The 14,193-nt window shown below is 43.5% G+C and carries 11 protein-coding genes; 7 read left to right on the top strand and 4 right to left on the bottom strand.

Features of this window, described 5'->3' with window-relative positions; genetic code table 11:
• Window positions 1–326 precede the first annotated feature (326 nt).
• Window positions 327–623: a hypothetical protein gene (locus tag SWH54_16400; GenBank protein MDY6792846.1), complete on the top strand. Its 297-nt coding sequence runs from the start codon at window positions 327–329 to the stop codon at window positions 621–623.
• 75 nt (window positions 624–698) lie between these two features.
• Here SWH54_16400 and SWH54_16395 read toward each other — a convergent pair whose 3' ends face one another.
• The gene (locus SWH54_16395; GenBank protein MDY6792845.1) at window positions 699–1,835 is read right to left on the bottom strand and encodes an iron-containing alcohol dehydrogenase; all 1,137 of its coding nucleotides are present in this window, start codon (window positions 1,833–1,835) and stop codon (window positions 699–701) included.
• 413 nt (window positions 1,836–2,248) lie between these two features.
• Between SWH54_16395 and SWH54_16390 the strand changes: the two genes are divergently transcribed.
• Together SWH54_16390 and SWH54_16385 are read left to right on the top strand one after the other, a co-directional pair.
• Complete coding sequence (locus SWH54_16390; GenBank protein ID MDY6792844.1) at window positions 2,249–3,403, top strand: iron-containing alcohol dehydrogenase; 1,155 nt, start codon at window positions 2,249–2,251, stop codon at window positions 3,401–3,403.
• A 156-nt stretch (window positions 3,404–3,559) separates the two neighbouring features.
• Window positions 3,560–4,450, top strand: a complete 891-nt coding sequence (locus SWH54_16385) for an MBL fold metallo-hydrolase (GenBank protein MDY6792843.1) — start codon at window positions 3,560–3,562, stop codon at window positions 4,448–4,450.
• A gap of 150 nt (window positions 4,451–4,600) precedes the next feature.
• Here SWH54_16385 and SWH54_16380 read toward each other — a convergent pair whose 3' ends face one another.
• The 3 genes from SWH54_16380 to SWH54_16370 all read right to left on the bottom strand — a co-directional run bounded on the left by SWH54_16380 (window position 4,601) and on the right by SWH54_16370 (window position 8,017).
• A complete protein-coding gene (locus SWH54_16380) occupies window positions 4,601–6,205 on the bottom strand; it encodes a methyl-accepting chemotaxis protein (protein ID MDY6792842.1) in 1,605 nt (534 codons plus the stop codon).
• A gap of 2 nt (window positions 6,206–6,207) precedes the next feature.
• Window positions 6,208–7,104, bottom strand: coding sequence for a phosphate/phosphite/phosphonate ABC transporter substrate-binding protein (locus SWH54_16375; GenBank protein MDY6792841.1), 897 nt, complete (start codon window positions 7,102–7,104; stop codon window positions 6,208–6,210).
• Window positions 7,105–7,240: 136 nt separating this feature from the next.
• Window positions 7,241–8,017, bottom strand: a complete 777-nt coding sequence (locus SWH54_16370; GenBank protein MDY6792840.1) for a helix-turn-helix domain-containing protein — start codon at window positions 8,015–8,017, stop codon at window positions 7,241–7,243.
• Window positions 8,018–8,607: 590 nt separating this feature from the next.
• Here SWH54_16370 and nadE point away from each other — a divergent pair.
• The 4 genes from nadE (at window position 8,608) to SWH54_16350 (ending at window position 13,811) form a co-directional block, all read left to right on the top strand.
• Complete coding sequence (nadE, locus tag SWH54_16365; protein MDY6792839.1) at window positions 8,608–9,570, top strand: NAD(+) synthase; 963 nt, start codon at window positions 8,608–8,610, stop codon at window positions 9,568–9,570.
• Between the two features lie 548 nt (window positions 9,571–10,118).
• Window positions 10,119–12,509 carry an AAA family ATPase gene (locus SWH54_16360; GenBank protein MDY6792838.1) on the top strand — a complete coding sequence of 797 codons (2,391 nt, stop codon included), beginning with the start codon at window positions 10,119–10,121 and terminating at the stop codon, window positions 12,507–12,509.
• A gap of 89 nt (window positions 12,510–12,598) precedes the next feature.
• Window positions 12,599–13,312 carry a ribonuclease H-like domain-containing protein gene (locus SWH54_16355; protein ID MDY6792837.1) on the top strand — a complete coding sequence of 238 codons (714 nt, stop codon included), beginning with the start codon at window positions 12,599–12,601 and terminating at the stop codon, window positions 13,310–13,312.
• Between the two features lie 67 nt (window positions 13,313–13,379).
• Window positions 13,380–13,811: a DUF3783 domain-containing protein gene (locus tag SWH54_16350; protein MDY6792836.1), complete on the top strand. Its 432-nt coding sequence runs from the start codon at window positions 13,380–13,382 to the stop codon at window positions 13,809–13,811.
• The last annotated feature ends 382 nt before the right edge of the window (window positions 13,812–14,193 follow it).

Below are 14,193 nucleotides of genomic sequence, written 5' to 3'. Positions count from 1 at the left end.
TTGGATTTTGGTCACAGAATCAGCGCTGTTACCTTTAATCCAAAAGGAGCATTTTTTAAATACTCAGCATAGCTTTTGCCATTCTCCCCAGCTTAGCTGGGGGTTTAGCTCTGTAATTAGTTATACATCAATATTTTTTGGTGCACGATAACAAATGTATTTGGGTGCTCATCTTTAACCCTGACAGGAGGGTGTTGGTATTTATACCGCTTGCCATAAATATGTACCGAAATATGGAATTGCGGTATAAGTGGTTGTAGAAAAAACCGTTTCGATAACAAAACGTTTTTTTGACAACCACTATAAAGTCAGATCACATGACATAGGTGAAAATATTCAGATTCTCAGAAGTTTTGTTGAGGGGGATCGGAAATAGCGGGGATCATAAGTGGAGAGGAGGCTGTTTTTATTGTGATAGTCATTTATGCCGGGGAAAAGGCTCAATCCCTGATTTTTTCTTTTATGGCTTTGATGATGCCAAGGCAGACCTGATTTGCATCAGCAACAATGGCAACGTCTGGCATCTTCATCATGGTGGCATTGGGATTTTTATTGACGGCAATGATAAAATGGGCATCAGCCAGGGCTGCGGTATGCTGAAGGGCACCGCTGACTCCAAATGAAAGGAATATTTTCGGATTTACGTATCAACTGGTGCTTCATGCAGGGGTTAAAATCCACAGCCGCACTCCATCATTTTATTTATTTTCATATGCGTTAACCAGTATGTTAAGGTAATCCTTCTTCCCAAGCACTCTTGGATTTGAAGGCGTGGAATTATTTTCCAACGACATGCTTGCAATCTTTTCAAACTGTTCTTTTCCAATCTTTAAATCTTTAAACAAAGGAATCTTCAGTCGGTTGGACAAATCCACTATCAATTGGATAAAAGCCCTTGACGCTTTTATGTCATCCGTTTGGGTAATACCGGCCTGCCTTGCCAGTGCTGCCATTTTTTCCAAGCAATCGGGTAGATTGTAGGCCAGGACATGGGGTAAAAAAATTGAGTTGGCCACCCCATGTGGAATATCATACAGCGCCCCGATGGATTCGGAAATACAGTGAACCGCTGTTACATCAGAGTTGCCAAAGGCAAATCCGGCAATGGTTGAGCCAAGCATAAGGTTTTCACGATCGGTGTGATTGTTTTCAATATCCAAGTATGCGTCTTCAATGGACCCCAGGATCAATTTAACCGCTTGGATGGCATGGGTGTCGGTAATAACTGTGGCTGGTTTTGACAGAAAGGCTTCAACCGCATGAGTCAACGCATCCAGACCTGTGGAGGCAATCATGGATGGCGGCAGAGTTTTAATCAAATCCGGATCCACAATGGAGGCGGCAGGATACATTTCAGGTCCCTTGATACTCATTTTAAATTTTCTATTCACATCCGTAATCACCGAGACCCAGGTGACCTCACTACCGGTGCCACAGGTGGTGGGGATGGCCAGAAATGGGAGGGGATCATTGTTGTACTTTTGTTTTCCTTCATAGGCCTCAATGTTGCCATCATTTACTGCAAGCAGGGCCAACGCTTTCCCTGCATCAAGGGGACTTCCGCCTCCCAGTCCAATGATCAAATCAGGACCTATTTCACGTATTTCTCCGGCGATTTTGTTAATGGTATCGGATTTCGGGTTTGCCTCAATTTCATCAAATATTTTGATCCCGGGAAACGGTGACACCACCTTTTCCAGCAAGCCGCATGCCACAACTCCTTTATCGGTGACAAGCACGGGATTATCCGCTTTTAAATATTCATCAACGATTAATTTAACATTTACAATTTCCCCTGACCCAAAATAGAGTCTTGCCGGCATATGAAACAGCATAGATATGATCTCCTTTATGAGTCCTTTATAAATATCCTTTTTAGCTTTTGCCTTAGACCAAAATTAACCGGTTGTCGAGTGTTTTTAATAAAATCAGGGGTGGGACCAAGGTTGGGGGCACTCAGTTTATAAGTTGGCATGTTGGGGTTTCCTGAGCCGTTTAACCTGACACCTTCTATAATATCGATATAGGCATTATGATTTGCCTTGCTACATCTACTCCAGCTATTAAAAAACTTGCTTTAATAAATATATTCTTTACGTTTATTATGATCTCTGACATAATCTTTCAGTCTTGTGACACATCTCCTTTGCGCTATTGGTTAGCCTGAAAATATTCTATACTAAGGGTATGCCTGATTTTAAATAGATGTGCACAGTTGATCTTCTTTGCGAGGCAATAGAGGGTAATTATGAAATTCGAGTTTGCAACTGTAGACCGAATCATTTTTGGTGCTGGAAAAGTGAATGAAATTTTATCAGCTATTCCAACATGCAATCAAAATATATGTGTGATTACCGGCAAAAATCTTATTCGGGCTGAACCGGTTACCAAACAACTGGAAGGAGAAAAAATAGATTTTATAACGATCCAGGTAGATACTGAACCTACAGTTGACAAGGTCAATGCAGGAGTGAACAGAGCTCGGGAAGCAGGTTGTAGATGTGTGGTTGGTATTGGTGGTGGGAGTGTTTTAGATACCGGAAAAGTCATTGCCGCACTTTTGACTAATGAGGGAGAACTGTTTGAATATCTTGAAGTAATTGGCAAGGGTAATAAATTAGTAAATCCATCAGTTCCCTATATTGCTATTCCTACTACAGCTGGAACCGGAGCTGAAGTTACACGCAATTCGGTATTGATGTCCTCGGAACACAAAGTCAAAGTAAGCATGCGTAGTCCTTCGATGTTACCGCTAATAGCCATAATTGATCCTGAACTCACCTATTCAATGCCCCCATCAATAACCGCACATACCGGTTTAGACGCTTATACCCAGGTTCTTGAAGCTTTCGTATCCACGGATGCAACCCCCCTAACGGATGGAATCTGCCGCGAAGGTTTACGGCGAGCTGCCGGAGCTTTGGAGCGAGCTTACAGGGATGGCAGCGATATCAAAGCCAGAGAAGACATGTGTCTCGCAAGTCTATGTGGTGGGCTTGCGCTAGCGAACGCCAAGCTGGGAGCAGTGCATGGAATTGCCGGGCCTCTCGGTGGAATGTTTACATCGCCCCACGGTGCTGTTTGCGGAAGACTTCTGCCATATGTCATTTCAGCGAACATTTCGGCACTGAGAAATCGTTTACCGACATCCCCAGCGCTGGCACGTTATGACGAAATAGCCCGAATCATAATCGGTAATCCCCAGGCCGTGGCGTCGGACGGTATAAGATGGACTCACAACCTTTGTAACCAATTAAAAATGACTCCTTTGTCGGAATATGGTATAGATGAAAAAGATTTTTCGGATATCATTAAAAAATCTCAAAGAGCAAGCAGCATGCAGGGGAATCCAGTACGATTGACAGAAAATGAGCTTTACGATATTTTGCAGCAAGCTTTGTAGTATTTTGCTGGAAGAGATGGTATGCCATTACATTATAAGATTCCCCAAGGCGCAGGAAGGTCTTAAGGGGTAGTCACGGTTGGGGCGAGTTGACATGATAGGGGTTCGTGTTCTTTCGACTTAAATTTTTATCATATGTGTCATTGGAGGTGTAACATGAAACCAATTACTCGTCGTGAGGCGATTAAAAAGGGAGGGCGGCTTTTATTGGGTACGGCCACCTGCTCCCTTTTCCCGAGCTTCGTATCCGGATGTTCAAATCAGGAACTGGATGCGGGCGTGGTTGTCCAGCTAATGCAAAGTACAAAAAAGGCGGATATCGGTAACATAAAACTGACCGTGGTCTATGATAATGTTCCCTATAGAAAAGGGTTGCAAAAAGATTGGGGATTTTCCTGTCTGGTGGAAGGTCTGGATAAGACCATTCTCTTTGACGCCGGCCGGTACGACAATCTTTTGATGTCCAACCTGTCCGAGCTGAAAATCGACCCGCATCGTATTGACGAACTGGTTATCTCGCACTATCATCCGGATCATATCGGCGGAACCATGAAATTGCTTGGCATCCGTAATAAAATCAATGTTTCCCTGGTAAAGTCTTTTCCTTCAGGCTTTAAAAAGGCGGTGAAAAAAACCGGCGCGAATCTTACTGAAGTCCGTCAGCCACGTATCATATCAAAAAATTGTCTGTCCACCGGTGAACTGAAAAACTTTATAAGAAATGAACATTCCCTTGTCATTCTCACCAATAAAGGGTCGATCATTATCACCGGATGCGCACACCCGGGCGTGATTGAGATGGTGGAACGTGCGAAAATGATAACGAGTAAAGATGTCCTTCTGGTGGTTGGAGGATTTCATCTTTTGATGGATAGTGCCTCAAGTATTCGCAGGAAAGCCTTACGGCTCAAGGAGTTGGGTGTCAGACATGTGGCTCCGTCGCATTGCTCGGGTGGGGAGGCGCAAAAAATCTTTGCAGAAGTATATGGCAACCGGTTTATCAAAAGCGGTGTCGGCCGCAAAATGACTGCTAAAGATTTTTCCTGAGGGGATATATTGTAAACAGCTTGAGTTAAAGGTTAGGGACATTCCGTGGTAGTGAAATGCCCCTAATAATATGCGGCCCTGTCTGTGTGACTGCTATATTATCAGGGGCATCCCGGAAGTCTCGACTCTTCTATGGGCGGTGAGCCCAAACTAAAAGTCCTTAAAATCATCATCCAGGGGGATGACCTGCTGCGGACTCACTTCGTTTGCCTGGTGAGCCACCATCTTTTTTAACGCTTTGCCTGCTTCAGAAACCGGTTGAGCAACCTTTGCCTTTTTTCCACTCGGAACCTTTTTTGCTGGTTTAGCTGAATCTGTATAAGATCTTTTTCCGTTTGAGCTTCCGGTAACAAGTGTCACCAGGTTTCCCACAAACCCCTTCATTTCTTCTGCCTTGGCGTTCATCTCTTCAGACGCGGATGCGGTTTCTTCCGCACCGGCTGCATTCGCCTGCACCACCTTATCCATTTCAGTGACCGCCACATTGACCTGTTCGATCCCCTGGGCCTGCTCGGTGGAAGCGGCGGCAATTTCGCCGACCAGTTCGCCCACCTTGGAGGCACTCTGTGCCACTTGGCTGAAAATATCGTTGGCCTTATCGACCAGTTCCGAACCGGTATTTACCTTCTTGACCGTGCCTTCGATCAGTTCAGCGGTGTCCTTGGCCGCATCGGCACTGCGCATGGCAAGATTGCGTACTTCTTCAGCCACCACCGCAAATCCGGCACCTGCTTCACCGGCTCTGGCCGCTTCCACTGCCGCATTCAATGCCAGCAGGTTGGTCTGAAAGGCAATCTCATCAATGGTCTTGATGATCTTTGATGTCTCTTCACTCGCTTTGGAAATATCTTTCATGGAGGTGGTCAGCTGGTCCATGGCATTGTTGGCCTGGCCGACGGACTGATTGGCGTCGTTCATCAGGTTATCCGCCTGGTTGGCATTGTCCGCATTCTGTTTGGTCATGGAGGATATCTCTTCCAGTGAGGAAGAGGTTTCTTCTATGGATGAAGCCTGCTCCGAAGAACCCTCAGCCTGTGACTGGCTATAAGATGATATCTGCTCTGAACTAAATGCCACCTGGTTCGCACCGATATTTAGCCCCTCAACGATACGGTTTACCGGTTTGATTATGATCCGGGCCAGCGTCCAGTAGATGATCCCGCAAAGAAGCACGAGCCCCACAGCTGTAAAAATGGCCATTCGATACTCGATGGACTTAACGGCTTCGGTCTTTGCCTTTTCCGTTTCCTGCATCAATTTTTCAATACGGCGCGACACTGCAGCCATATTCTTTTCAACTGAAGCAAAATTCAAACCGATTTCCACAAAACCAACGGTTTCATTTTCAAACACAACTTTTTTTTTGATGGTTTTGATGTCTTTGTCGTGATTCTCCCTTTTTGTAATGGGTTTTCCGTTAGCATCCAAAAAGGTTACAAATGTGACATCCGCATCTTTGGCTCCGTGCTTGGCCAATTGGCCAAGGGTATCGAAATCATAGCCGATAATCAACCCGGCTCCGTTGTGGGCCAGTAAGGTGGTAACCGATTCTCCTTTTTGTAAAAGCGCATTTCGTAGCAATTTTTCTTCATGGCCCTGCTCAGACTTTAGCAGGCTGATGAAAGCTTCGGCCTGTACAGATTGGGAATTTCCGGCAGTAATGACCATTGTAAAAGCAATGATGGTCAGCAATATGAGTGTTGCTACAGAAATAATCGAGATAAATTTGATGGTAATTCCTAATTTTTTCGGCATGATTAATTTCCTCCAAAAACGCCATACTTGATTGCCTTGAGACATTCCGTCACCTCTGTATAATCAGCAGGCTTGGACCATCCCACAATCTTGGCAGATTTGGCAGCGACCGAGTCTTGCTGTATACCGGTCAGAGCGCCAGCCACCTTTTGTGCCAATCCTTTATCTGTATTTGCGCAGGCGGCCATGGGCCACTCCGGGTATAAAGACGTGCTGTGAACAAAGGGAAAATCGTCCTGGACCTGATGAACAATCCTAAAATCGCTCACCTTGATTTTTCCTTCATCCTCCATCCTCTCAAGGGTGTCGCTCCTTACTGTTCCAACATCAACTGTATTATTTTTAACTGCCAGTACGACATTGTCATGCTTTTTCCCTTCCAAAAAAGCAGCGCAGTCCTTTTCCGGGTCAATACCGTTTTCCATAAGAAGGCGCCAGGCCATGTGTGCCCCGCCAAAAGATGAACGCTTGACGCACATAAACTTCTTTCCCTTAACCCCGGAAAGCTCCTGTACGGGGCTGTCCTTTAGCGTAAAAATAACACCACCAAACTTATCTAAGGCTTTTCCTTTCCTGGAATTAATCAGGGTGGCAATGGGAGAAATACTGTATTTCTTTTCCATCTCAACGAAAAAAGCAGAATTGGCCAACAGAAAATCAATTTTCCCGGATTTTATCGCCGGTTCGATGGCGACAAATTTAAGGGGAATAATAGTGAACTTTGTTCCCAATTTTTCCGTCAGATATGCAGCAGTCGCGCCCCATTGCTTCATACATTTGGGAGCGCCCCGTTTTGCAAGCACGCCGATTTTATGATTGGCTGTTGCATAAGCACAAAAAGAAATACAAAAGAACACCGACATAACCACAATACTTAAACCCTTTACCCATTTTTTCATTTTACAGTCTCCTGTTTGTTATAAGTGAACGATTAAAGGTTTCTTAAATAGAATCCCATTCTCTATCCATTCAATCACACTGCTTTTTCCCGGGCCGCGATTTCTTCTAAAACCCGGTCAATATCAAGAAAGATCTTTACACCTCCTTTGCTGTGTTTTGCCCTAATTTAAATTGTTCATATTTTGTGATTAAACCCTGAGGTTCAGCCAGCATGAGGAATGTTCCCCGAGGCTCATTTAAAGGAAAAAAAGAAAGGATAACCTCCAACTTATCTTTAATTCCTTTTTTAAAATAAACTCTATTTATCGGTTGAACATGTTCTTCAACTCTAAGTTTCTTTATAAGGGAAATAACCGCCTCTAAGGAATCCTGATCAATGATACGCTCAATGCCGGTTCCTGGGAAGTGCTTCAGCGGCATCTGGCAGATCTTTGACCATTTTCTGTTCACACCCCAGAAGAAAAGCCCTTGGCAAACGGCTGCGGGTAATTCGAATTGATGAATAAATTGAATCCTCGGAAGGCAAATGTCCTGATAATAAGAACATTCATTACAACTGGTAGAGCAATGTACTCTGATGCTATTTTTTGCGGTGAAACAGACTTTCAATTGATTCTTCAAGACCACACAGTCATTGCATCCATCGCCATGACCTGTGCCCTTCCAATAGTCCCAGCATCGTCGATAGGTTTTAAACACCGGGACCCAATGGTCACTTTCCAGCTCAAAAGGAATCGTCCTTTCGGTTGATTTGAGGAAAAGGAACAAGTCCTTGACCGGAACCGAGTAGTTTCTCCCTGATCTGTCTGCATGCAGCTTTTTAGTTTTTATCCAATGATTTACCGTTGTTCGTGTAACCCCGCAAAGGGACGCTGCTTGAGGCACAGACATAGTTTTTTCTTCTGCTATCATGGTTGACCTCTAATAAGCCTATCGGGAAGTCAAAAAAAAACTTTAGACAAAAAACGATATTGTTGAAAAAAATTTGTCTTTATTGTTTTTTGTAGAATCGCAATTTTTATGCCAACGAAGATTTCAATAGGCCCAAACAAATTTAAATATTTTGAAATCAATTAGTTATATCGTTCAACGTTGGTGTCGGTCTCGCCGGATTAAAAGCATTGGTAGTCAATATTTTGACAATATTGGATACGGGTGGGATTTTTAACCTGCTTTTTTAGGTTTCACGCTTTAGCAAAAAGAAGGAAACAATATTGATCGGTGAAAGGAAATATTTGATATGGGAAGTTCCGACACAGCCATCATGCTTTACCTTTCTTACTTCCAATCCAGTGATTAAACCGCTTGCCATAAATATGTTCCGAAATATAGAATTGCGGTATAAGTGGTTGTAGAAAAAAACGATTCGATAGCGGAACGTTTTTTTGACAACCACTATAAAAATCCGCTTTAATGAATATATTCTTTACGTCTTTTATGATTTCTGCCATAATCTTTTAACCTCATAAGCATACCTTCAAAATTCAGCCAGGAGGTTTCCGATGATTTTCAACCTTGATGTTTTAAAAATTGATCCTGCGCAACAATTAGAGACACTTTCAAAGTTTATAGTGGAGCAGATGAACGTTGTATTTCGTAGAAAAGGAGTCATCGTTGGATTGAGTGGTGGCATTGATTCCGCCTGTATCGCAGCGGTTGCAGTGCATGCGATAGGAAAAGAAAGAGTGGTGGGACTTGTTCTGCCTGAAACGGAGACCAATCCAATCAGCAGTGAATATGCCATAAAACATGCCCAGGCTTTGGGTATAGAACATCGTCAGATTAACATTACACCCACGGTGGATAGCGTGGCTCATTATAAATGGCGGGACGAGTTTATGCAGAAACTGATTCCAGAGTATAAACCTGGTTATAAGTACAATATAGCGCTTCCGATTGATCTGCTGGAACGAGATAGCTTTAATTTTTATAATCTTCAAGTTCAAATGCCTGATGGAGAAATAAAGAAAAAGCGGTTGAATTTGGATGAATTTCGTACGATTACCTCATTTGCAAATATAAAAATCAGAGCTCGAATGTTGCATCTTTATGCTGAAGCGGAACGACGGAATCTTCTGGTTGTGGGAACCACCAACCGTACAGAGTTTATATTAGGAGATTTCTGCAAATACGGTGATGGGGGCACTGATATTGAACCACTCACCCATCTTTACAAAAATCAAATATATCAATTGGCCGACTATCTCGAAGTCACTCCGGAAATTATTAATCGTCAACCCAGTCCGGATACGTTTAGTCTTCCTGTGAGCGATCAGGAGTTTTTTTTCAGAATTCCATTTGCCAAGCTGGATTATCTCCTTTATGCATGGGAGCACGATATACCCATAACTGATGTGGCTAATGTGCTGGAAATTTCTGAAGATGCCGTTGAAAGAGTCTTTAAGGATTTTGCCTCAAAAAATCGTGCCACTGCACATTTGCGAGCAGTCCCCCATGCGTTATAGAAAAAACGACTACCGAGGTATCGCAAAATTGATAAATTTGTTGATACGGTAACCAGAAAAGAAGAGGAATAGAAAGTTCAGCTTTGCATTTGACTCATGAAAGTCTTATGGTAGCAATTTCTTTTTCTCAAAAGTCTATAATCTGATTCAGATAACCCAAAAGCATATTTTCATTGCTCAACCACGTCCGGAAACTGACACTATATAAAGCATCTTTACCGGAATCATGCGGTGCTTTGCCCACAGCTTTTCTGTCAATTAAAAGCTGGTTTTGTTGAATATGTTCTTTACGTTCTTGCCGATTTCTGCCATAGTCTTTCAGGCATAATCCCTTTGCTTTACCGGATTATTTAGCAATATTTATAATAGGAAGGTATGCGATTCCTTAACGAAAGATCCAATCTGAACTCTTATGCGAGCTGTAATCTTTATAGGAGATTAGCGGAAGAGGAATAAAAAACAAGGATTTGAATGGGACAAAACGTGTTAAATGGTGAAATCAGCATGGCATCATCTTGATGGTCATTGCCTCAAAAGGAGATAGTCACATGGTAAAAGAGTATGAACTTCCCCCGTCCAAACTCAGGTCAATATGTAATCCGGCGCAATTTAAGTTTAAAAACACGGGACAGGTTTCACCCTTAGATGGTGTGATCGGGCAGGAGAGGGCGGTTCGCGCCATTGAATTTGGCTTAAACATGAACAGTCCGGGTTATAATGTCTTTGTTTCGGGAGTTGAAGGTACCGGGAAATCAACCATTATCAAGTACATCGTCAATCAGCACGCTAAAAAGCGCCCGACGCCGGATGACTGGTGCATGGTGAATAATTTTAAAGACGAATTTTGCCCCAAAACAATTTCGGTTCCCTCGGGCAAAGCGAATCTATTTAAAAAGCAGATCGACCGGTTGATTAATGACCTCAAAGTGGAGCTTCCGAAGGCCTTTACAGACGAGTCATTCCAGGAAAAGACCGCTGAAATCAAAGAAAAATATTCAAAAAAACAACAGCAACTATTTCAACAGCTGGATCAATCAGCGGCAGAAAAATATTTAATGATTAATAAAACCCAAACAGGCTTTCAAACGATCCCGCTGGTGGATGGAAAGCCGATGTCGCCCGAGGCCTTTCAGGCACTGTCCGAGGAGAAGCGGACTGAAATAAATAAAAACATTCATTCACTGCAAACAGAGATCGAATCCACTCTGAGGGAAAACAACAAGCTGAACCATAACCTGCGAAAACAAATTAGTAAATTAATGGAGGAAATGGCACTGTTTGTGGTGAAAAACCACATGGATATATTAAGAAATCGCTACAAAGACAGCCATGATATTTTAAATTATTTAAATGAGGTTCAGGAAGATATTGTGGAAAATGTGAATGATTTTATCAACTCCAAAAAGGACAAAGGGGAAAGTTTGTTCTCAAAGTCTTCCAAACCCACTTTTCAAGAATATCGGATCAACGTTCTGGTCGATCACAAACAACAAAAAGGCGCTCCGGTTATTTTTGAAGCAAACCCCACCTATAATAACGTTTTCGGCCACATTGAGAAAAGAGCCTATATGGGAACCCTGATGACCGACTATACCATGGTTCAGGCCGGTTCTCTGCTAAAGGCCAACGGTGGCTATCTGATCATGGAAATTGAGTCCGTCCTCATGAACCCGTATGTGTGGGAAGCCTTGAAAAGAGCACTGCAGAACAAGCTTCTTTTCATCGAAGATTTGGCATCGGGGATGGGAATGGGTGCCTCTTCTCTCCGTCCCGAGCCTATATCCTTGGAGGTGAAAGTCATATTAATCGGCAGCTATCACCTGTTTGAGAAGCTGCAAAACCACGATTCCAAATTCAATAAAATCTTTAAGGTCCGGGCGGATTTTGATTATGAGGTTGAACGAAACGACAATACGGTCCAACAATATGCCCAATTTGTTGCCCGCACCTGTGCAGAAGAAAACCTGCTTCCGCTATCGCCCAAAGGCGTGGCTGCTATTGTGGAATACGGAGAAAAGCAAATTTCACATAAAGATAAGCTTTCCTTAAGATTTGGAAAGATTCATGGAATATTAAAGGAGGCCGACTATTGGGCGAGGGGAAAGAATGCCCGGACTATTTCAGAAAAATATGTGGAGAAAGTCCTTAATGAACATAAATTCAGACACAATCTGTATGAAGAAAAGGTTCATGAGTCTTATAAAGATGAGACCATACTCATTGATGTAAAAAATGATATCGTGGGGCAGGTGAACGCCCTGGCTGTGTACCAAATCGGGGAAAATGCATTTGGTCGCCCATCAAGGATAACCGCAGAAACCTATATGGGCAAGGCGGGTATTATTAATATTGAGCGGGAATCCAAGCTAAGCGGGAAAACCCATGATAAAGGGATGTTGATCCTTTCGGGTTTTTTAGGTCGGACTTTTGCCCAGAATTATCCTTTGAGTCTTTCCATCAGCATCACCTTCGAGCAGAGTTATGGGGGTATTGACGGTGACAGCGCATCTTCCACCGAACTGTATGCCATTCTTTCCAGTTTGTCGGATATTCCCATCCATCAGGGGATTGCCGTTACCGGTTCGGTTAACCAGAAGGGAATGATTCAAGCCATCGGCGGTGTGAATGAAAAGATCGAAGGATTTTTTGACGTTTGCAATACCAAAGGACTTACCGGCAAACAAGGGGTGATCATTCCTGTTGCCAATGTAAAGAATCTCATGCTTAAAAAAGAAGTGATTGATGCGGTAAAAAAGAAGAAATTTCACATCTACCAGGTGGCAACTGTTGAGGAAGGAATCGAGATATTAACCGGTATACCGGCCGGGAAACCGGATAAACAGGGAAATTATGCTGAAAAGACCGTGTTTAAGAAAGTCCAGGATAAGCTATTAAGATACCTGGAACGAACGTATGAAATTAAAAAGTGGGCAAAATAGGAAACGAACGCAAATAGATGGCAAACAAAGAACAGACTGATCTTAACTAAATATCCCATCTCAACACTTATACAAAACCAGAGTGAAGTATGAATTTGCTGAGTTTTGACATAGAAATTTCGGATGTCTTCAAGCTGGGCCAACATGAGGACATGGAGACGTATGCGCCGTTTCATATTTCGGTGGCAGCAACGGCAATCCATGCCGGAGAAGAGCGGGTGTGGTATTCCGAGGATGAGGAAGGTCGCCCGGTGTTAAATTTGACGCCGAAGCGGGCACATGAACTTTTGGAGTATCTTGACGAGATGCAGCGGAAGGGATTCATGGTCTGCGCGTGGAACGGCTTGGGTTTCGACCTGAAATGGATCGGACATCAGGCCGATGATATGGCCCTCGCTGCCCGTATCGCGTTGAAGAGTTACGATCCCATGTTTCAGTTCTTCAACCAGGCCGGTTTTCCCGTCAGCCTGGGGAATGTGGCACAAGCGATGGGTATTTCACAACAAAAACTCATGGACGGTGCAGACGCACCAAAGGAATGGCGTGCAGGAAATTGGCAGAAAGTAATGGACTACTGCCTTGGTGATTGTCAGATGACCAACCTCATCATCCGAGCCATACAAAAAGCCCGACAGGTTCGATGGGTGACGGCCAAAGGATATGTCAGTTCAAAGCCCCTGTCACGTCTCAAGCCGGTCGAGGAAGTTATCCAGGATCCAGGGCCTGACCAGTCATGGATGGATACACCCATACCAAAGAGCAAATTCTATAGGTGGGTTGACCAAGCTGCAAAGAGGCGATAAAGGCATTCATAAGAAACGAATAAAAGGAAAAACAACAACCAGCTGGACGGAAAGGTAAGATAAAAACTTGAAGCACAAAGAGCAGTTTACCAAGGTAGGGAAATCGAATAAGCGCATGTACGGACCCAAAGGATTGCTGGTTTGCGGCTATCCTGAAGAAGCATGGAATGATTTTCTCAACCTGGTTGATCAGGTCGGCCTATCAGATACCCGGGTCGTTTTTGCTTCCTCAAATGATCTTGAAGAAAGCGTCGGTGATATGCTGACCGATGAAAGTAAAGCCGGATTTGCGGGCGCCTCAGACATGCCGAGAGCTGTGATCATGTCCGGATTGACCCAAAATGAGTTGCATCGTCTACTGACGGCCTATCGGGAGGCAGGGTTTGCCAGTCAAATTTGGGCCACCCTGACCCCTGTTTCACAAAATTGGCCTCTGGGACATCTCCTCAACGAACTGCAGACAGAGAATAAGGCCATGAAAAATAAAGGGAAAAACTGAAAAAAAGATATTGGGTGGTAAAGTTTACGTAGAGACAAACAATAAGTTCGCTTTGGTGACAAAGAATCAAGCTGGGATAGAAGAGCTTAATATTTTACCCTTTTCCGTTGACGCCTTTTTTTCAGGGCAGGAACGTTGGCGAAGAAAAATCAATCAGCGTTTACCCCGACAACGACATTTATCGATAGTCATCATACGTGTTTTTTAACTTATTTGTTTGCCTATCCCGTAAGTGTTGCGGGTTACGAGTTGCGTGTTGCGAGTTGTTAATAGGAAACAATCCTTCCTTTATAACCCGCAACTCGCAACAATATCGCATGACACAAAAAGAGGCTGTTGCTAAATAAAGCTGGCAAATTGCGTTGTGGGGTTATAATACCAC

The organism is Thermodesulfobacteriota bacterium (assembly GCA_034189135.1).
Taxonomy (GTDB): domain Bacteria; phylum Desulfobacterota; class Desulfobacteria; order Desulfobacterales; family JAUWMJ01; genus JAUWMJ01.
This window is presented reverse-complemented; position numbering and strand designations above follow the sequence as displayed.